The organism is Methanothermobacter sp. K4 (assembly GCF_022014235.1).
GTDB lineage: Archaea > Methanobacteriota > Methanobacteria > Methanobacteriales > Methanothermobacteraceae > Methanothermobacter.
The window spans coordinates 703,872-722,677 of record NZ_JAKLTD010000001.1; the positions used below are offsets into that span (position 1 = coordinate 703,872).

Annotated in this window: 20 protein-coding genes; 16 read left to right on the top strand and 4 right to left on the bottom strand. The window is 50.1% G+C overall.

Annotated features, from left to right (window positions below; all coding sequences use genetic code 11):
• Window positions 1-59: 59 nt before the first annotated feature.
• Window positions 60-1,202: an alcohol dehydrogenase-like regulatory protein ErcA gene (gene ercA / locus L5462_RS03795; protein ID WP_237779458.1), complete on the bottom strand. Its 1,143-nt coding sequence runs from the start codon at window positions 1,200-1,202 to the stop codon at window positions 60-62.
• Between the two features lie 112 nt (window positions 1,203-1,314).
• Here ercA and L5462_RS03800 point away from each other — a divergent pair, with 112 nt between their 5' ends.
• The 6 genes from L5462_RS03800 (at window position 1,315) to L5462_RS03825 (ending at window position 6,808) form a co-directional block, all read left to right on the top strand.
• The gene (locus L5462_RS03800; protein ID WP_237779459.1) at window positions 1,315-1,797 is read left to right on the top strand and encodes an HIT family protein; all 483 of its coding nucleotides are present in this window, start codon (window positions 1,315-1,317) and stop codon (window positions 1,795-1,797) included.
• Window positions 1,778-2,767, top strand: coding sequence for a Xaa-Pro peptidase family protein (locus tag L5462_RS03805; RefSeq protein ID WP_237779460.1), 990 nt, complete (start codon window positions 1,778-1,780; stop codon window positions 2,765-2,767). The genes L5462_RS03800 and L5462_RS03805 overlap by 20 nt, the downstream gene beginning before the upstream one ends.
• A 185-nt stretch (window positions 2,768-2,952) precedes the next feature.
• A complete protein-coding gene (locus L5462_RS03810) occupies window positions 2,953-3,894 on the top strand; it encodes a type II secretion system F family protein (protein WP_237779461.1) in 942 nt (313 codons plus the stop codon).
• Between the two features lie 12 nt (window positions 3,895-3,906).
• Complete coding sequence (locus tag L5462_RS03815) at window positions 3,907-4,101, top strand: class III signal peptide-containing protein (RefSeq protein ID WP_013296163.1); 195 nt, start codon at window positions 3,907-3,909, stop codon at window positions 4,099-4,101.
• Between the two features lie 15 nt (window positions 4,102-4,116).
• Window positions 4,117-5,529: a lactaldehyde dehydrogenase gene (locus tag L5462_RS03820; RefSeq protein ID WP_237779462.1), complete on the top strand. Its 1,413-nt coding sequence runs from the start codon at window positions 4,117-4,119 to the stop codon at window positions 5,527-5,529.
• A 364-nt stretch (window positions 5,530-5,893) separates the two neighbouring features.
• Window positions 5,894-6,808, top strand: a complete 915-nt coding sequence (locus L5462_RS03825; protein ID WP_237779463.1) for a radical SAM protein — start codon at window positions 5,894-5,896, stop codon at window positions 6,806-6,808.
• Here the strand turns inward: L5462_RS03825 and L5462_RS03830 are convergent.
• On the bottom strand, window positions 6,805-7,527 hold the full coding sequence (locus L5462_RS03830) for a tRNA-binding protein (RefSeq protein ID WP_237779508.1): 723 nt from the start codon (window positions 7,525-7,527) through the stop codon (window positions 6,805-6,807). The two genes, L5462_RS03825 and L5462_RS03830, sit on opposite strands and share 4 nt — an antisense overlap.
• A 167-nt stretch (window positions 7,528-7,694) precedes the next feature.
• On the opposite strand from L5462_RS03830, the gene L5462_RS03835 reads away from it, so the two are divergent.
• From L5462_RS03835 to L5462_RS03850, 4 genes are read left to right on the top strand one after another with little or no spacing between them, the layout of a single operon-like run.
• Window positions 7,695-8,024: a PRC-barrel domain-containing protein gene (locus L5462_RS03835; RefSeq protein WP_237779464.1), complete on the top strand. Its 330-nt coding sequence runs from the start codon at window positions 7,695-7,697 to the stop codon at window positions 8,022-8,024.
• Between the two features lie 18 nt (window positions 8,025-8,042).
• Complete coding sequence (locus tag L5462_RS03840; protein ID WP_237779465.1) at window positions 8,043-8,807, top strand: aspartate dehydrogenase; 765 nt, start codon at window positions 8,043-8,045, stop codon at window positions 8,805-8,807.
• A 7-nt stretch (window positions 8,808-8,814) separates the two neighbouring features.
• On the top strand, window positions 8,815-9,570 hold the full coding sequence (locus L5462_RS03845) for a tRNA(His) guanylyltransferase Thg1 family protein (RefSeq protein WP_237779466.1): 756 nt from the start codon (window positions 8,815-8,817) through the stop codon (window positions 9,568-9,570).
• The gene (locus L5462_RS03850) at window positions 9,551-9,997 is read left to right on the top strand and encodes a Mov34/MPN/PAD-1 family protein (protein ID WP_237779467.1); all 447 of its coding nucleotides are present in this window, start codon (window positions 9,551-9,553) and stop codon (window positions 9,995-9,997) included. The genes L5462_RS03845 and L5462_RS03850 overlap by 20 nt, the downstream gene beginning before the upstream one ends.
• Window positions 9,998-10,089: 92 nt before the next feature.
• Here L5462_RS03850 and serA read toward each other — a convergent pair whose 3' ends face one another.
• On the bottom strand, window positions 10,090-11,658 hold the full coding sequence (serA, locus tag L5462_RS03855) for a phosphoglycerate dehydrogenase (RefSeq protein ID WP_237779509.1): 1,569 nt from the start codon (window positions 11,656-11,658) through the stop codon (window positions 10,090-10,092).
• A gap of 46 nt (window positions 11,659-11,704) precedes the next feature.
• On the opposite strand from serA, the gene L5462_RS03860 reads away from it, so the two are divergent.
• Both L5462_RS03860 and L5462_RS03865 read left to right on the top strand, forming a co-directional pair.
• A complete protein-coding gene (locus tag L5462_RS03860) occupies window positions 11,705-12,505 on the top strand; it encodes a hypothetical protein (RefSeq protein WP_237779468.1) in 801 nt (266 codons plus the stop codon).
• 200 nt (window positions 12,506-12,705) lie between these two features.
• Window positions 12,706-13,173: a hypothetical protein gene (locus L5462_RS03865; protein WP_237779469.1), complete on the top strand. Its 468-nt coding sequence runs from the start codon at window positions 12,706-12,708 to the stop codon at window positions 13,171-13,173.
• Between the two features lie 19 nt (window positions 13,174-13,192).
• On the opposite strand, the gene L5462_RS03870 is transcribed toward L5462_RS03865, so the two are convergent.
• Window positions 13,193-14,128 (bottom strand): transcriptional regulator, encoded by a 936-nt coding sequence (locus tag L5462_RS03870; RefSeq protein ID WP_237779470.1) that lies wholly within the window; start codon window positions 14,126-14,128, stop codon window positions 13,193-13,195.
• Window positions 14,129-14,148: 20 nt separating this feature from the next.
• Here L5462_RS03870 and L5462_RS03875 point away from each other — a divergent pair, with 20 nt between their 5' ends.
• The 4 genes from L5462_RS03875 to L5462_RS03890 all read left to right on the top strand — a co-directional run bounded on the left by L5462_RS03875 (window position 14,149) and on the right by L5462_RS03890 (window position 18,685).
• Window positions 14,149-15,438: a tRNA(Ile)(2)-agmatinylcytidine synthase gene (locus L5462_RS03875; protein WP_237779471.1), complete on the top strand. Its 1,290-nt coding sequence runs from the start codon at window positions 14,149-14,151 to the stop codon at window positions 15,436-15,438.
• A gap of 100 nt (window positions 15,439-15,538) precedes the next feature.
• Entirely contained in the window at window positions 15,539-16,834 is a 1,296-nt protein-coding gene (locus tag L5462_RS03880; protein WP_237779472.1) for an MmgE/PrpD family protein, read from the top strand.
• Window positions 16,835-16,941: 107 nt separating this feature from the next.
• Entirely contained in the window at window positions 16,942-17,841 is a 900-nt protein-coding gene (locus L5462_RS03885; RefSeq protein WP_237779473.1) for a U32 family peptidase, read from the top strand.
• Window position 17,842: 1 nt separating this feature from the next.
• Window positions 17,843-18,685: a fumarate hydratase gene (locus L5462_RS03890; protein ID WP_237779474.1), complete on the top strand. Its 843-nt coding sequence runs from the start codon at window positions 17,843-17,845 to the stop codon at window positions 18,683-18,685.
• Window positions 18,686-18,806 lie beyond the last annotated feature (121 nt).

Consider the following 18,806-nt stretch of genomic DNA (forward strand, 5'->3'; position numbering starts at 1 on the left):
TTCCGCGGGTAACTTGGGTTGGTCAGTTGCCCAGTCCCTATCAGACATTTCATCACACCTCAAGATCCGGAAAGGGCCCTCCGGAATATCTCCTCAACATCCTCACGTTCTGGCCGGACCGGGTTTGTAACTATGCAGGGGTCCCTCATTGAGGTCTCTGCAAGGGATGATATATCATCCTCATCAACACCAAGGTCCCCCAGTGTCATATCCATTCCCAGGGACCTCCTGAATTCCCTTATATGGTCCCTGAGTTCATCCAGACCTGAACCCTCAAGGCCCATGGCTTCTGCGATTTTGAGGTACCTCTCCCTTGCGGCTTTGAAGTTGAATTCAATAACGTATTCGAGGAGGAGGGCGTTTGCCTCTCCATGGGGGATGTCCAGCATACCGCCGAGGCTATGGGCCATGGCATGCACAAGTCCCAGACTTGCATTGGAAAATGCAAGGCCTGCCTCGAGGCTTGCAAGCATCATATCCTCACGGTGGTCCATGTTATCGGGTTCAAGCACGGCGCGGGGCAGGGCGCGGTTTATGATACCTATTGAGTCGAGGGCGTTGAGGTCAGTCAGGTGAAAACTTGCATTTGATACGTATGCCTCAATGGCATGTGCGAGTGCATCCATACCTGTTGCGGCTGTCAGCTCCCCATCCATGGTGAGCGTGGTTTCCGGGTCTATGAGGGATGCATCCGGGACCATTGTCTTGCTTATGATGGCCATCTTAACCCTCCTATGGGTATCCATGATTATCGCAAACTGGGATACATCCGCACCTGTGCCGGCGGTTGTGGGAATACATATTATTGGAACAGAGGGTACCGGGATGCGGTCAACACCCTCGAACTCCAGCACATCCATCCTGTTGGATACAACAGCACCCATGGCCTTTGCACAGTCAATGGGGCTTCCGCCGCCCAGGGCAACTATCATATTGCATTCCTCTGCATCAAATACCTCAGCACCCTCCATGACCTCGTGGTCGCGGGGGTTTGGTGTTATATCATCGAATATAACATAATCAAGGCCCTCATCATTGAGGCTCCCTGTAACATCATCCACGAGACCTGTCTTCATTATACCATGGTCGGTTACAAGAAGAACCCTGCTGGCCCCGAGGTTCGAGGCGTATCTTCCTGCAAGGGACCTGGCTCCGTTCCCAAAAACAAATTCGGCTGTCACAAATTTCCGAAGCTCCCCCATCTTAACCACCTGTGCAGATACCGGTCATGGGCTGCATATACATATAAATTAGGTGTAATGATTAATATAAACCTTGAGTATTACCTTGCCCATAGATTTTAGTGGTGATCATGTGGCGGTATGTGAATACTGTGGAATTGACGGTTACTATGGTCGCGAAATTGTGGAGACGGAACACTGGATCGTTTACCTTGCACCTAGCCAGCGCTACCTCGCAACCTGTGTGGTGGCACTTAGGAGGAAATGCAGGGACCTCTCTGAAGTCAACAACGATGAGTGGGTTGAATTTGCAGTGGTGGTGAGGGTGCTTGAATCCGCTGTGGGCGAACTTTTCAGACCGGACCTCTTCAACTGGAGCTGCTTTAAAAATTCGGCTTTCAGGTCCGAAAATCCGGACCCTGAGGTGCACTGGCACTTCATACCCCGCTACAGCAGACCCGTGAAATTTGGAGGGGAGGTCTTCAGGGATCCTGACTTTGGACACGTACCTCTACCCATTGAGTTCAGGGCACCCGATGCGGTTATGGATGAACTTGAACTGGTCATGAGAAGAGCTGTTGGGGAATGCTGGGGTGATGTGCTTGAAGAGGATTGAAGGGGCACTTGAAGTTATCTCTGGTAAAGCTGACGGGGTACTCATAACAAAAAGGGAGAACATATACTACCTCACGGGATTCATGCCAACGGTCGTGGCCTTCCTGTTCCTGAGTGATGAACCGGTCCTCTTTGTAAATGAGATGGACGCCGAGTCAGCAGAGGGATGCGGGATTCATGTTGAGGTCTTTAAGAGGGTATCTGATGTCTCTGATAGGGTTGAACTAAGGAGCATCGCGGTTGAACCCTCCATGCCAGTGGGTCTCATTGAGAGAATCGGTCTGGGGAGGGACTTTCAGGTGATGGATCCCATCGCAGAGCTTAGGATGGTTAAGGACAGGGAGGAGATAAGAAGGATAGATGCAGCCCTTAAAATTGCCGAGGAATCATTTAAGAAACTTGAATTCCGTGGCAGTGAATCTGAGATAGCCGCCAGACTGGACTACATCATGCGGCTTGAAGGTTCAGAGGGAGTCTCATTCGATACCATCGTAACATCGGCCTCAAGGTCAAGCATACCCCATGCGGTACCCACTTCCAACGGGCTGGGCTCCCCCGCACTGGTTGACTGGGGCGCTGTTTATGGCGGCTACCACTCTGATACCACCCGGACCTTCGTGGAGAGTGAAAGGGAACATGAGATCCTTGAGGTGGTAATTGAAGCCAAAAGGGAGGGTCTAAGGGCAGCAAAACCTGGTGTGAGGGCATGTGAAGTTGACAGTGCAGTGAGAAATGTTATAGAGGAATATGGATACGCTGATAACTTTATACACTCAAGCGGTCATGGTGTTGGACTCGAGGTCCATGAGAAGCCCTCACTTTCAGCCGACGATAAAACGGTTCTCGCTAAGGGAATGGTCCTCACCATTGAACCGGGGGTATATCTTACCGGGGAATTCGGTGTGAGGGTTGAGGACATGCTGGTGGTGGGGGATGGGGTAATGAACCGCCTCCCGGATCACCTGAGGTGAGGCTGTCATGAACTGCAACCTGTTCCGTCAGCTCAGATGCCAGTGAAAAGAGGATCACCTGAGGCAAGTTGTCATGAACATTTATAAATTGGCTTTAAATCAAAGTAAAAGCGGGTCGTCATGAACATAGTATAAATAATAGTCCGTAAATAATTAGTAACAGCAAGACTTAAAGTGGTGTGCAGATGGCAGTATTACCGGCAGCATTGAAACCTGTGAGTGAAGCCCTGGAGAGCATATTACCTGATAAACTGCTCCTCAGGGTGCAGGAGACACTCATAAGGACGGGACTTTATGTAAAGGCATCGGAGATAATAACCCTAGCATTCCTTGCAGGGGCTCTCTTTGCTGTTCTTGGATCTGTTGTAGCCGCAGTAGCGGGTTTGAATGTTATCCTTGCAGTCGTTGTTGGATTTTTCATGCCATCTATTCTCCTTGGGGCCTACATCTTTGTAATGATGGAGAGGCGTGTTGATGCCATTGAACAGTCAACCCCTGACTTCCTCAGACAGATAGCATCACTGCTGAGGGCAGGGGTTGGCCTTGAATCGGCCCTGGAGGACGTATCCAAACAGGGGGAGGGGCCACTTTACGATGAACTCAAGAGGGCGGTTATTGAAATAAAAATCGGGCGGACATTCGATGACGCCATCCTCTCCATGAGCGAAAGGCTCAAATCCCAGAACCTTGACAGGACCTTCAGGATGATCCTTGAGGGTAGAAGGGCTGGTGGAAGCCTTTCAGATGTAATCGAGACAGTTGCAGAGGATCTCAGGGCGGTTCTAGCACTCAAGAGGGAGAGGAAGGCCAATGTTATGATGTCAGTGATGTTCCTTATTGTCGCCGCCATAATCGCGGCACCATTCGCCCTTGGAATGATAATGGTCTACTCAGGGTTCATGGAGTCTGTGGGGAAACCCAACCCAATCCTTGGCGCAGCCCAGATTGCCGCCTCAGGTTACATCATAATACACTCTATAATTGCAGGGCTGCTGATTGGAATCATAATGTATGGGAGTGCAAGGAAGGGTGTTAAGTTCTCTGTGCCACTCTCAATCGTGGCCTACTCGATATTCTATGTTATAGGAAAATTTGGACTGAGCCTTGTTGGAAGCATGGCACCATAGGAGGTTAAGGTTTTGTCTGGGGGTTTAATCGCTGATGATTCAGGTCAGGGGTCAGCCGAGCTGATACTTGTATTTGGTGGTATAATAGTCATTGTGACCTTCGCTGTGGTATGGTACCGCAACTATGTGAGGTCATCTCAGACTGCAATGAACTCTGATGTTCAGAACGTCACCAACTCAATTAAAGGGCTCAAGAACAAGTTCTAATTTTAAGGTGGTCATATGGACATGATCATTGATGGCGAGAACGTGGGGGGAGATAACCGTTTCAGTGTCAGGAACCCCTTCAACGGCGAGGAAGTTGATACTGTACCCCTTGCAGGTAAGGATGATGTTTTAAGGGCTCTTGAGGCGGCCCACCGTGCAAAAGGTTCCATGTCTGATCTTTCTGCGAGGCGCATCTCTGAGAGCCTCCATGATGTTGCTGATGAGCTCCGGGCAGAGATGGATGGTCTTGCAAGGATCATAACCCTGGAGTCAGGTAAACCCATAAGGTTCTCACGTGATGAGGTTAAAAGGTCAGTTGAAACCGCACGTCTATGTGCAGAGGAGGCAGGAAGGCTCTATGGGGAATCAATACCCATGGATGCAGGTATTGGTGGGAAGGGGCTTATTGGATTCACTGTAAGGCTTCCCATTGGTGTTGTGGCTGCAATAACCCCATTCAATTATCCACTGAATCTCGCCATCCACAAGGTTGGACCGGCACTGGCAGCAGGTAACACCACGGTTCTCAAACCTTCACTTGAGGCACCACTCTCTGCACTTAGACTCTGTGAGATACTTAATGAGCACTTCCCGCCGGGGGCTGTTAATGCTGTAACAGGGAGGGGCAGGGAGGTGGGTGATGTTATAATAGATAGCCCCATCGTGGATAAGATAACATTCACAGGCAGTGTGGAGGTTGGAAGATACATATCCAGCAGGGCCTCAATGAAGAAGGTCACACTTGAACTGGGGGGCAACGATCCCCTCATTGTCATGGATGACGCAGACATTGACTCTGCAGTTGAGGCCGCGGTGAGGGGTTCCTATCTCTACTCTGGACAGGTCTGCATCGCGGTTAAGAGGATGATAGTCCATAAAGATGTGGCTGATGAATTTGCAGATAAACTTGTGGATAAGACCCGCAGGTTAAGGGCGGGGGATCCAGTTGACCCTGAGACTGATATAGGGCCACTTATAAATGAGGAGGCGGCCATTGAGGTTGAAAGGAGAATTTTGGATGCCGTTGAGGGGGGTGCCGAGCTCCTCCATGGAGGGTCAAGGAGAGGCAACTTTGTTGAGCCCACCGTCCTTGACCATGTGCGTCCTGAGATGGAGGTCGTTGCAGAGGAAACCTTCGGGCCGGTGTCCCCGATTATAAGGTTTGATGATGCTGATGAGGCCGTAAGGATTGCGAATGGCACATGCTATGCACTTCAGGCAGGGGTTTTCACTGAGAACATAGGAACCGCCCTGAGGATGGCGTCTGAGATCGAGGCAGGTACGGTTCTTGTGAACAAACAGTCAACCTTCAGGGTGGACCACATGCCATTTGGCGGCTTCAAGTGCAGTGGAATGGGTAAGGAGGGCGTTAAGTACGCCATAAGGGATATGACTCGGACCAAGCTTATAGTTCTAAAGGGCGAATGATATGTCTGTATTCTATCTAAAAGTATCCTCTGACTCCAAAATGTGATTGAAATTGCTTCTTTTCGGCTAGTATGTATTCTATCTAACAGTATCCTTTAACTAGGGATTCCAGAGGATTTCGTTATATGGATACTCCATTCGGATTCTTAATGACATTATTCATGAAATAGAGTTTTTTCATGTCCTAATTTTTTATTTGAAAAAATTTCATCAGTCAAATTTGATATGGATAACTGAGAATTATTTGAACCTATTAAATTGACAATCTTAATTAATTAAATTTGCCCATTAGTTTTTGATTAGTAATTGATTATTTACAGTTTTTTGGGAAAATCTATTAACATGTTTCAATATACTGTTCTTTATGGAAGGACTCAGAAAATGCAGTCTATGCGAATGGAGGTGCAGGGCGAACCGTTCCGCAGGTGAGAGGGGCGTCTGTGGGGCAGCGAAGACTGAGATAGCCTACACATCAATTACGGATGTCCTGAAAAGTTACTCAGTAACCCTCCTTTCATGCCCCTTCAGGTGTGCCTACTGCAATGCCTACAGGATATCACAGTACCCTGACTCAGGGTGGGTTTACAGGGGTCATGTGAAACCTGAAGATCTGGCAGAGGAGGTCCTCAGGGAACTTGAATCAGAGGGCATATCAAATCTGAGCTTCACTGGAGGTGAACCCTCAATACACACACCCTACATCGAAAAGGTGCTGAATGAAATAAAAGGTGAATGCGATGTTGATGTCATAATGGCAACAAATGGATTCCAGACACCTGAGACTTTAAAGCGCATCATAAGGTTCACATCGCTCTTCAGTTTTGAGATAAAGGCCCTTTCAGATGAACTACACAGAAACCTGACAGGGGCGCCCGTGGGTCCTGTGCTCCGAAACGCAGCCTACCTTGCAGAGAAATTTCCTGAAAAGGTAAGGGTTTTCAGGACGGTCGTGATACCTGGAATAAACCACCATGAGATAGGGGAGATAGCATCATTCATTGCAGAGATAAATCCAGAGATTCCCTACCGCCTCATAGGTTTCAGACCGAACTTCCTCCTCTACTACCACAGGGGACCCGACAGAAAACTGATGGAGAAACTTGTGGAGAAGTGCAGGGCAGAGGGGCTTGAAAGGGTTGATTATTCTGGCTACTACCCCCTATCAGAATTGAAGCTTGAGGACCGTCTGAGGAAAGCAGGCTGCAGTCTGCCAAGGGACTGCGGAAGCTGCAGCCATGAGGTGTGCAGGGCGATTCTCAGGGAGCCCTGGAGGGGTTAACCAGTTAGAAAATCCTCTACGAGATTCCTTGTCTCATTGAGCGCTTCGAGGGGTATCCCCCGGGGCATCTCCCCAGGCTTTCCTTCAACGTCCCTCAGAACACCATCAGCACCAAGGAACATCCCCTCACTCACAACACCCATGAAGTTCTGGGGTGGTAAAAGGGCCACGGCCACCCTGTCATTCTCCCTTACATCAGGGTCATTTGTAACTACCTTTATGGATCTCTTTCCTACGTTAACATTGCAGATCTGAAGTTTATCTGCAGACGGGTGCCCCCCAACACTCATGACCTCACCTGCAACTATATCAACTCCAATAACAGGGTCTGATATCTTTCCAAGCATCAGCCGACCCCTCAGGTTTCCAATGGTGTTCATGAAGAACTTCACCTTTGCTATGTTCTCCTCGACCCTCTCCCTCTCATCCCTTGAGGCCTCATCAAGGAATTTACGGCTCCAGTCATCACCTCCCAGGGCATCAACTATCTCCTTGAGTTTTTCCTCAATACCCATCATCTCTGAACTTGCTGCAAGGTCCTCAGGTTCAAGGTATGAATATATGAGGCTCTGCAGTGTCCTTTCGATCTCAGAGGCGGCCTGGATGGCGGGCTTCTTCTTCCACTGACCCCTGAAACCCCCTGCCTCCAGGGCCCTCCTGAAGAGGTCAACTGCCTTAACTGCAACCATGAGCCTGTAATCCTTACTGGTGTCCCACATTTCAATCACAATCCAGAATCATTTTTAATTCCAGTAACAGCCTTTCTCTTCCTGCCACTGCATTTATCTGTTATTTCCCTATAACTATTTAAGCTATAAACAATAATATTAACCAACAGTAGGGTTATGCAGCAGCGCTACATCTTTAACTGTCCGGTGGTGGAAAAATGGTTGAATTATCCAGTCTATATGGACTTGAAATATACACCTCAAGGGGTAAGTACGTTGGAAGGGTTCAGGACGTTGTCCTCAACATCAAGAAGGGACGTGTCTCAACACTGAAGGTCCGTCCAATGAGACATGATAAGAAGAATGTGGGTATAAAGGATGTCCTCAAGACCAGCATAAGGATAGTCCCTGAATCAGATGAGATAAGACCCATACAGGAGGAGGGCATCATCGATATAAACTATGAACGTGTCCAGGCGGTCGGAGATATACTCATAATATCTCCTGATGTTTCAGCGGAGAAAAAGGTAAACCCCCTTGAATCCTGATTTCTTCTGTGTGATGATATGATCGTGGGTATAGTGGGCTGTGGCGCAATAGCCAACCTTATAACTGGTTTCGTGAGGGATGGCAAGGTACCCGTTGAACTGGGTTTCTTCTATGACAGGGACCTTGAGAGGGCAGAGAACCTGGCATCCATGGTTGATGGGACCGCGGTCCTTGATGTTGCCGATATGCTCCCCCACGTTGACCTTGTGGTGGAGGCAGCATCACCTGAGGCTGTAAGGGAACTGGTCCCTGGGATACTTGAGGCCGGTAGGGACGTCGTCGTTATGAGTGTCGGTGCCCTCATGGACCCTGAGTTGAGGAGTGTGCTTGAGAAGAAGGCCTCAGAGAATAATGCCCGGATACATGTACCCTCAGGGGCCATAGTGGGTCTCGATGGCCTGAAGGCAGCATCAATGGGTAGTATAGAGTCGGTTAAACTTGTCACAAGGAAACCCCCAAGGTCCCTGGGTATCAGCATGGATGAGAAGAAGGTCCTCTACACTGGGAAGGCATCAGAGGCCGTTAAGAGGTTCCCACTCAACATAAATGTGGCTGCAGCCCTCAGTCTTGCCTGTGGACGGGATATTGATGTTGAAATAATAGCGGACCCGGCAGTTGACCGTAATGTCCATGAGGTTACCGTTAAGGGGGACTTCGGGGAGTTCAAGACAATAACAGAAAATGTCAGATGCTCCATAAACCCCAAGACAAGTGTGATGGCTGCATATTCCGCCATAAGACTCCTTAAATCTCTCAGTGAGAACATGCACATTGGAACCTGATGGTATGATGCGGGAACATGAAATATACTCAAACCTCAGGGTACCACCGTCCTCCAGCATAATACTGAGGCTTGATGGGAGGGGCTTTCACAGACTAACAGCAAAGGCAGGGTTTAGGAGGCCCTATGATGATGTCTTCCGTGACATCATGGTTTCAGCATGCCTTGAGCTCATGGATGAATTCAGCCCATCATTCATATACACTTTCTCTGATGAGATCAATGTACTCCTTGATTCTGTTCCATTCTCGGGAAGGGTTGAGAAGCTCGACTCGGTTTTCCCGGCTTTTACATCATCATCATTCACACTTGGGGCCATAAAAAGGGGTTTATCACTTGATAAACCTGTTTCCTTTGACTGCAGGGTTATACCTCTGGGCAGGGAGTTGGTCTGGGAGTACTTCAGGTCAAGGCAGGATGAGGCCTGGAGGAACTGCCTCAACAGCTATGCGTACTGGACACTGAGGGGTGAAATGGATAGAGATGATGCCGCGAGAACCCTTAATGGGATGAAATCGGATTCCCTGCATGAACTGCTCTTTGAGAGGGGTTTGAACATCTCAGAGGTGCCTGCCTGGCAGCGAAGGGGTATCGGGGTCTACAGGACTCCGGTGAAGGTCAGGGGCTACAATCCCATAACTGAGAGGGAGGTCTCGGCGCTGAGGATGAGGGTGAAGGTTGACATGGAACTTCCCCTCTTCACAGGGGAATTCTTTGACGGTCTCCAGGGCTTGAAGGAACACAATGGATCAGAGAGTGCCTGATAGAATGGGTTTAATTGAAAGGATACTTGATTTTATGGGTGTAAAACCGGTAAGGAGGGTGCTGGTCGATTCCGACGTCATTGAGGAGGCCCTGGAGATCGCAAGAAGGTCACATCCCCATGAATTTGTGGCACTCCTTGAGGGAAAACAGGAGGAGGATGTCCTTCACATCACCGGCCTTATATTTCTGCCATCAAGGACCTCTGATGAGGGTGCTGTTATGGATGTCCTGATGCTCCCACCATTTACAGGTACTGTGGGATCGGTGCACTCCCATCCTGGTCCCAGCAATTTACCATCAGGTGCTGATATGCAGTTCTTCTCAAAGAATGGCCTTTTCCATATGATAATAGCATACCCATATAGTATGGAAACGATTGCAGCCTATACAAGGCAGGGGGTGCCTTTGGAGTTTGAGATTGTTTAAGGGTTGTTTTGTTTTTTTGTGGGAGATTGTTGGGTCCAGTTTAAAATAAAGGGTTGTTTTTTGTGGGAGATTGTTGGTCTAATCTGGTAGACTTATATTTCTATTGCAACAGCATCGTCCACGTTCTCAAGTTTCTTGACCTCATCTATGACCTCAGCAGGGACACTCTGGTCAACCTTGAGGACCATGACGGCCTCGCCACCGATCTCCTTCCTTCCCACCTGCATGGTGGCTATGTTTATCTGGTGCTCGCCCAGCTTGGTGCCAATGGCACCTATGGTACCGGGGAGGTCCCTGTAGCGTGCTATTATCATTGTCCCCTCTGGCTTCACATCCACCCTGTAGCCATTGATACCGATTATCGTGGGCTCCTTGATATGGGTGGCCTCCACGCTGAACTCGCCCCTGTCAGAGACAGCCCTTACCATTATGATGGATCTGTAGCCATCAGCCTCTGACCTGCGGGCCTCTGTAACCATTATACCCCTCTTCTTTGCGATTGCCGGCGCATTTATGAGGTTCACTGGTTCTGTGAGTATGGGGTTGAGGATGGCCTGCAGCATGGTCCTTGTGAGGATATCGAACTGCATATCTGCAAGTTCACCGCAGTAGGTGACATCCAGTTTCTCTATGTTACCTGGGAGGGCCTGTGTGATGATGCTGCCCAGTTTCTCTGCGATCTCGGTGTAGGGTCTGAGGGACTTGTAGGTTTCCTGGTCCATCACTGGCATGTTAAGGACGTTCCTGGGTGAACCCCCCTGGAAGACTGTTTTTATCTCATTTGCAACTATTATTGCAGCGTCCCTCTGGGCCTCAGCTGTTGAGGCACCGATATGTGGCGTGAGGACAACGTTTTCAAGTTCAAGTAATGGACTGCCCTCAGGGGGCTCCTCCTCGAATACGTCAAGGGCAGCCCCTGCTATTTCACCATCCTTGAGGGCCCTGTAGAGGGCTTCCTCGTCGATTATCCCTCCACGGGCACAGTTAACTATGAATGCGGTTTCCTTCATCAGTTTGAATTCATCCTCTGATATGAGGTGCCTTGTCTCAGGGGTGAGGGGTACGTGTATGGTTACAATGTCGGATTCCCTTAGGAGTGTTTCAAGGTCGGTGACGGTCACACCCATCTCCTCGGCGGCGTCCCTGCTTATGTAGGGGTCATATACCAGTATGTCCATGCCGAAGGCCTTTGTCCTCACAACAACCTGTGAACCTATACGACCCATACCGATTATACCGAGGGTTTTGCCGTTGAGCTCTATACCCATGAATCTGTTCTTTTCCCATTTACCCTCCTTGACGGATTTATCTGCAAGGGAGATCTTCCTTGCAAGGGCCAGCATGAGGCCTATTGAATGCTCGGCAACTGTTATGGATGTTGACTCTGGTGCGTTTATGACCATTATACCCCTCTCTGTGGCGGCCTTAACATCCACGTTGTCAACGCCCACACCCGCCCTTGCGATTATCTTGAGGCGGGGGGCTGCCTCTATGACCTCCCTTGTGACCTTGGTTCGGCTCCTGACAACTATGGCATCGAAGTCCTTTATGGCCTCAAGGAGCTCCTCGGGTGTTATGGTTGTGTTAACCACAACCTCCGCCACCTCTTCAAGTTCAGATATTCCCTTTTCATTGATGGAATCAGCAATAAGCACTTTCATCTCTGGCATAATTTCACCACACTTATCACAATGAAGATCTTATAGAATGATAGAGGAATCTATAGAGGTAGGGTATATTATAATTATTGGTGTCATGGAGGAAGATGTGATGTTCACTGGTTCAGTTACTGTTGATGGAGTTGAGCTCCCTGAGGCATTCCTGGGGAGCGCACCATTCACCGCGGCACCCTACTTTGGGCACCGCTCAAGGCTGTATGAGATGGACCTCAAAAGGAGGCCTGAAAACATTGCGGAGGTGCTCATAGGGGCATATGATGTGGGTGTGAGGGGCTTCCAGATCATCCCTGAGGGTCCTGTGCTTGAGGCCCTTGAAATGGCAGTTGATGCCGGGTGCGGTTTCAGACTAATGGGCACACTTCGGGAAGGGCACCTTGAGGATGACCTCGGGACCCTCATGGATCTTGGTGTCGGTGCTGTTCTTCTTGATGAGCACTACACGGATCTCCTGCCAGCCGGTGAGGTGGCTGAGATCCTTGATGATATTGATGTTCCATCTGGCCTCATAACCACAATGCCTGGGGCCACCACCAGGCGGCTCATTGAGGAGGGGGTTGATAACTTCCAGCTTTACATGATGCCACTCAACAGTCTGGGTTATATGATGGATTTCCCGGTTTTCCTTGAGGAGGAACGGGCTGAACTCCGGGATCTGCTCCTTGAACTTGGGAAGGTTGTTGTTGCCGAGAAGGTACTTGCAGCGGGAATACTATCGCCCAGGGAGGCCTTTAAATTCCTTGAGGGTGCTGACTACGTTGACATGGTCACTGTGGGCGCGGCATCTGTTCCTGAAGTGAAGGAGACATTCGGGGAACTCTTCAGGTTATGATATGGTCTCTTATGATGTCATTCATTTCGCACTGGATGAATGGTTGCACTGATCTCCACACCACCCATCACCATATTTAATGCTTTCTACAGGGATGAAAGCGTAAAATAGAAGTTAATGTTCTAACATTAACATGTTAAAGGATACCTTTCGTTGTTCATGAATGACTCCATCTAATCAGTGTATAATGGGGTGTGGTTATGGACACTGCGACAAAGGTGCTTGTTGTAATCTGTTTTATTCTCATAGGGGCCCTGGGCTTTATCTCAGGGATGTTCCTCAAGTCACCCCATGATGGGGATCAGTACTACAATGTGACCATCACCGGCGATACAGAAGGTGGGGGGTCCTCAGGTCCCAGCTGGCACAGGGTCATGACATTCACGGGGTCAGGATCGGATTACCGCTATGTTAACATCAGGGGCAACAGGCTACGCGTTGTCTTCTCAGCGACTCCCCTGGTGAATTACGATGTGAACAGCATCACCGTGGATGTCCTCAGGGACGGATACACTGTGGCCAGTGACACCGTGGACTGGGGTGCCACCGAGTCACCTGCAAGGAAAAAGAGGACCCTTGAGGTTGAGGGGAGCCCGGGCGAATACTGCATCGCGGTTTATGCAAGCGAGATCAGGGACTGGAAGGTCACTGTATGGGATTACTACTGAAAGCTGATGATAGTAGGGTTCAGCTGCAGGTCTTCCTTTCAGCTATCACCTTCAGGAAGTCCCTGCTGCTCTCCATTTCACCTATCTCCCAGCTCTTGATCACAGGGACACCCTCTAGGTTCTCACTTATGCGGGGGTTATCAATGATAAAAACAGATTCTGAGCCACTTACAAGTGACAGGTCCCGCAGTGGCACAGCCATCCTCCGGAGGGTCCTTGAATCCCTCCCCTTCTCAAGGTCCGTTATGACTGTACTCTCAAATTTAAGTTCCTTTGCAACGGCATCAAAGGGGGTCCTCTGGGTTTCAATCATCCCGAAGCCAATATCACCCAGCCTTCCCTTTGGTTTTATTTCAACTTCATCCCTCTCAGGCACACTTAGGATGTCAATTGAGAGGGTTATCCTTATGTTTAGTATCTCCTCGAGTTTCATGGCTGTTTCAGGTGATGCCCTTGCAAGTCCATTCTCATACTTGTAGATGGTCTTGCGTGATACGTGGGCCAGGTCTGCAAGGTCCTTGAGTGAGAGGTTGTATTCCTCGCGTACCATTCTGAGGGTTCTCCCGTCTATCTGCACATAGTAACCGCCACGGTCAGCTATCACCTCAGGGTACTCACCATCAACCACCATGTTTCTGAAGGTCTCAGGGGCAACGACCGGGATGCCGTGCCTCTCATAGACAACATCCTCCTCAAGGTACTCTGTCTTTGACCTTATACCAATGAGGAGTGGTGATGCAAGGAACGTGTGTGCAAGGGTTTTTATCTCATGGGCCTGCAAACTATTTATACCATCAATGTTCACAAGGACCTTAAGCAGAAGTAGAAGGAGCTTCCTCCTGGCCATGAGATCAAAGCAGCTCCTCTCATATATGTGGGATGTTTCAAATCCGTTGCTGGTAAGAAGTTCATGTATCTCCCTTAATACATCTTCCCTTTTAACAGATTTATCCAACTGGATCACCGGGTGATTTAATGTACAGAATTCATGTGGGTATAGATGATACCGATTCCCCCGATGGGATGTGCACAACCTATATATCATGCTTTATAATCCATGAACTTAAAAGTTGCGGTTTCACCACTGAGGGTTACCCGCGGCTCATAAGACTGAACCCCTTCGCACCCCACAAGACCCGGGGTAACGGTGCAGTTGCATTCACCGTGAGGGCAGAATCAGAGGATGAAATAGCTGATATCAGAGATATCGTCATTCACAGTGTGGAGGAACTCGCGGAGCTTGATAATGAGAGGACAAACCCCGGGGTGGTCTTCTACACAGGTGAGATCACAGATTCCATGAGGGAATTTGCCATATCAGCCATAAGAAGAATACTCAAAATTGAAGACGCCATGAGGGTTGCGGAGGAGGTGGGGGCAGAGGTTCACAGCTTCAAAAAGGGCAGGGGAATTATAGGGGCCCTTGCAGCCATCGGCTGCCCCCTTGAGGACAGGACATATGAACTTCTCACCTACAGGGTCCCTGAAAACTACGGTAAAACACGCCAGATAGACCCGGAATCTGTGAGGATAATGGACGCTGAAACAGGCAGCGAGACCTTTGACAACATTGATGATGACTACATTGCAATAGAGCCACATACGCCCTGCCCGATACTCTATGGTATACGAGGTGAATCCCCTGGGGTTCTCCTGAGGGCCATGGAGATGGTTCGTGTCTCTGAGGAGATAGAGAGGTTCTGCATCTTCGAGACAAACCAGCACACAGACCAGCACATACAGGATGCAGACAGCATAGCTGATATGGAGACATTCGGCTGCTACCGGGTCAGCGGTGAGGTGCTTGACAGGCCAAGGGTGATTGAGGGTGGCCACGTGTTCTTCACCCTTGGCGATGATTCCGGCAAAATCGAGTGCGGTGCCTATGAACCAACAAAGGACTTCAGGAAGGTGATCCTTGAACTCATACCAGGGGACAGGGTAACCGTATATGGGGGTATTGGGGCCCAGGGGACACTGAACATTGAAAAGATACACCTTGAGAGGGCCACCGAGCTCTATGTGGAGGAAAACCCCCTCTGTACCTGTGGCAGGCGCATGAAATCCGCAGGCCGGAATAAGGGGTTCAAGTGTCCATCATGCGGGTGGAGGGTAAGAAATTCCAGAAAGGTTAAGAGGGTACTTGAGAGGCCACTGAGGGAGGGCTATTATGAGGTCCCCACCTGCGCCAGAAGACACCTCTCAAAGCAGCTTGTGAGGATGGGAATTTCTGGCGGCTGTTACCCTTCTGGTCGGGTTAGGTAGAGGATGGGAATTTCTGGCGGCTTTTATCCCTCTGAATTAATAAAAAATGGGAAACTTTATAACAATCACTGTTATATTTAAAGGCAACATAGTAGCATCAATGATGACAGGAAAGCTTGCAGAATTTGTATCATCACTCTCATACAGGGACCTCTCCCCTGAGATCATTGAAAGGGCAGAGATATGCCTTCTGGACTTTCTGGGCGTCGCACTCAGGGGTTCAGGGGAAAGGAGCGGCATTACGGCACTCAGGGCACTGGATATCGGCGAGGGAAATTCAACGGTCATAGGCCATGGAAGGGGCTCTGATGAAAGGGCAGCTCTCCTCAATGGCATATTCGCCCATAACCTTGACCTTGATGACGGCCACAGGGGGGCCCAGCTGCATCCCGGAGCATGCGTAATCCCCGCGGCCCTCTCAGCTGCAGAGGCCCTGGATGCAGAATTCAGGGAGTTCATAGCAGGGGTTGTGGCAGGATATGAGGTGGCCATCTTCATGGGGCTCCTTGCAAACCCCAGCCACAGGAAGAGGGGCTTCCACACCACAGGTACCTGTGGCACGTTCGGGGCCGCCGCAGCCGCGGCCAGTGTAATGGGCCTTGACTTTGATGAGACAGTCAATGCACTGGGACTCGCGGGAACCCAGGCGGCGGGACTCCTTGAATCAGACCATGCAGGGTCAATGGGCAAACACCTGCACGCCGGGAGGGCGGCCCAGTCAGGGCTTATATCTGCAAAGCTTGCATCGGAGGGCTTCACAGGGGCAGAGTCCATAATTGAGGGAAAGGAGGGATTCCTCAATGCAATGTGCCAGCCCCCATCAGGGATACCTGAAACTGGCGTATTCCACATAGTAGACGTTTACCTCAAGAGGTACCCTGTCTGCAGGCACCTCCACTCCGCCCTTGACTGCGCCCTTGAAATACTTGGAATGACCAGATTCTCTGCATCAGAGATAGCTGAGGTACTAGTGGAGACCTATGAGGTTGCAGCAGAACACGACAACTATTCCCCGAAAACTGTTGAGGCGGTGAGGCAGAGTTTGCCTGTTTCACTGGCCATAATCTTCGAGAAAGGGGATCTCAGGGTTGAAGACCTTGAAATGGCCTCTGATGTCAGGGAGACGGCATCAAAGATCAGGATAGTGGTGGATCCAGAGATGCAGGGGATGAAGAACAGGAGACCTGCACGTGTCAGAGTGAGACTCAGGGATGGCAGTGTCCACACGGCCTTCAGAGAACTCCCATCAGGGGAGCCAGAGGACCCCTACACCTGGGAGGACATACTTGAGAAGTTCAAACTCCTGAACCCTGGTTACAGGACAGATAACCTGGATATCCTGAGGGAGGCATGGTCAGAGAATATTTCAGAGGTGATCTCTGAGGTCCTTGATTGATACATTGGGCGGAGCTCTTGCTTGATACTGGTTTGATTGAAAAATGCTCAGAAAACTCATCTGGGCTACTGATTAAAGGGTATAACTAAAAACTGGAGGTGAAAAGTTTGGAAAAAACCCGCAGATACCTTGATAGAATTGGAATAGGAGTCCCCGAAGGTGAATCAGAGAAGAGATTCAGTGATGGTGGACAGTACCGTTTTGAGGTCCCCGGGATACAGAGGCCGGGGGCCATGAGGGCCCTCCTGGATGCCATGGAAGAACATGACGTCAGGGTCCACAGGGTAACCCAGACAAAGGGTATAATGCTCCTCACCGACGGTGAGATTGAGGAGATGGCTGAACTGGCCCGTGAAGCCGGCATAGAACTCTTCCTGAGTGTTGGGCCCAGGGCAACCTATGATACAAGCGCATCTGCAAGGACCCCCGAGGGTTCAAGGATAGGTTACAGGCTCAGGGGATACGACAACCTGGTATATGCGGTTGAGGATGTGAGGAGGGCGGCTGAACTCGGTGTGAGGGGCATAGTGGTCTACGACGAGGGACTCCTCTGGGTTCTAGGGAGGATGCGCGGCGACGGTGAACTGCCGGCGGACCTCCACTTCAAGGTCTCAGCCCACTGCGGGCACGGTAACCCTGCATCAGCACGGCTCCTTCAGGATGTAGGCGCCGATTCCCTCAACCCTGTGAGGGACCTCCAGATACCCATGCTTGCAGCAATAAGGAATGCCATTGACATTTCAATCGATGTCCACACAGAGAACCCCAAGTCATCCGGTGGATTCATAAGGCACTACGAGGTCCCTGATATCATAAGGTACGCATCTCCGGTTTACCTCAAAACAGGAGGATCTGTGGCTGGACATCATGGATGGGACACAACAGAGTCACAGGCCCGTGAGAGGATAAGGCAGGTTGTACTTGTGAGGGACATGATAGAGCGTTACTACCCCGAAGCGGTTTTCTCATCCGGGAAGGACCTTGCGGTGCCTGTGGGGGGAAGGTAGATTGGATATAGCAGCACGGGTGAGGGATGCGCTCGTAAGGGCAGGTACAACCACACCACCGGATGTTATGCGGGCATATAAGCGGGCCCTTGAGTTGGAAGAGGATGAAAAGGCCGCATGGATCATTGAACTTCTCATTAAAAATGCCAGGATAGCCGAAGAAAGCGGCAGACCCCTCTGTGATGACACTGGAATACCACACGTCATCGTTGAGGTGGGTGAAGACGCCTTCCTCCCGGGGGGATTCTTCAACCTCATAAGGAGGGGTATTGCTGAGGGCCTCCTTAAACTTCCAGGAAGACCCATGGCGGTGCGTGGTGATGAGATTGAGAGGATAGAGCAGAGCAGGGGCCTCTACAGTGACCCTTCAAAACTTCCGCCAGCACCATTCCTTGTTGATTCAGTCCCGGGAGACGAGGTCAGGATCCATGTTCTCCTTCTTGGGGGCGGCCCCGAGATAAGGGCAAGGACCAGAAGGGTTTTTCACAGGCACAGCTATAGAAAAGTATTTGAGGAAGTTCTGACATGGATGAAAACAGAGGTCCCGTTACTTGGATGCACCCCGTGCATACCTGTTATAGGTATCGGGAGGACTCATTTTGAGGCCACAAGCCTTATGCTCAGGGCAATGGCCACTGGAAGCCTTGATGAGCAATCTGAAATTGAGGATTACATTACAGAATCCCTTAACAGTACTGGGACAGGACCCCTGGGTCTTGGGGGATCCACAACAGCCCTTGGTTCCCTGGTGAATGTGGGGCCTCAGAGGGCCAGCGGCGTCAGGATAGTCTCAATGAGGCTGGCATGCTGTGTGGAGCCGAGAAGGGCGACCATAAAACTGTAGATCTCTGAGGTGAACTGAATGGCTATAGGAAAGGATTCACTTGAAAACGTATTCAGGATGGGTTCCCCGAAGTGGAGGACCTCTATTACTAGGGTTGAGCCTAATCGGATTGTTACCAGGG

What these genes read in the sequence shown, in the direction of transcription:
- ercA (WP_237779458.1), bottom strand. Translation starts at nt 1,202, where the DNA reads ATGGGGGAGCTTCGGAAATTTGTGACAGCCGAATTTGTTTTTGGGAAC.
- L5462_RS03805 (WP_237779460.1), top strand. Translation starts at nt 1,778, where the DNA reads ATGTGCTTGAAGAGGATTGAAGGGGCACTTGAAGTTATCTCTGGTAAA.
- L5462_RS03810 (WP_237779461.1), top strand. Translation starts at nt 2,953, where the DNA reads ATGGCAGTATTACCGGCAGCATTGAAACCTGTGAGTGAAGCCCTGGAG.
- L5462_RS03820 (WP_237779462.1), top strand. Translation starts at nt 4,117, where the DNA reads ATGGACATGATCATTGATGGCGAGAACGTGGGGGGAGATAACCGTTTC.
- L5462_RS03825 (WP_237779463.1), top strand. Translation starts at nt 5,894, where the DNA reads ATGGAAGGACTCAGAAAATGCAGTCTATGCGAATGGAGGTGCAGGGCG.
- L5462_RS03830 (WP_237779508.1), bottom strand. Translation starts at nt 7,527, where the DNA reads ATGTGGGACACCAGTAAGGATTACAGGCTCATGGTTGCAGTTAAGGCA.
- L5462_RS03835 (WP_237779464.1), top strand. Translation starts at nt 7,695, where the DNA reads ATGGTTGAATTATCCAGTCTATATGGACTTGAAATATACACCTCAAGG.
- L5462_RS03840 (WP_237779465.1), top strand. Translation starts at nt 8,043, where the DNA reads ATGATCGTGGGTATAGTGGGCTGTGGCGCAATAGCCAACCTTATAACT.
- L5462_RS03845 (WP_237779466.1), top strand. Translation starts at nt 8,815, where the DNA reads ATGCGGGAACATGAAATATACTCAAACCTCAGGGTACCACCGTCCTCC.
- L5462_RS03850 (WP_237779467.1), top strand. Translation starts at nt 9,551, where the DNA reads ATGGATCAGAGAGTGCCTGATAGAATGGGTTTAATTGAAAGGATACTT.
- serA (WP_237779509.1), bottom strand. Translation starts at nt 11,658, where the DNA reads ATGAAAGTGCTTATTGCTGATTCCATCAATGAAAAGGGAATATCTGAA.
- L5462_RS03860 (WP_237779468.1), top strand. Translation starts at nt 11,705, where the DNA reads ATGATAGAGGAATCTATAGAGGTAGGGTATATTATAATTATTGGTGTC.
- L5462_RS03865 (WP_237779469.1), top strand. Translation starts at nt 12,706, where the DNA reads ATGGACACTGCGACAAAGGTGCTTGTTGTAATCTGTTTTATTCTCATA.
- L5462_RS03875 (WP_237779471.1), top strand. Translation starts at nt 14,149, where the DNA reads ATGTACAGAATTCATGTGGGTATAGATGATACCGATTCCCCCGATGGG.
- L5462_RS03880 (WP_237779472.1), top strand. Translation starts at nt 15,539, where the DNA reads ATGATGACAGGAAAGCTTGCAGAATTTGTATCATCACTCTCATACAGG.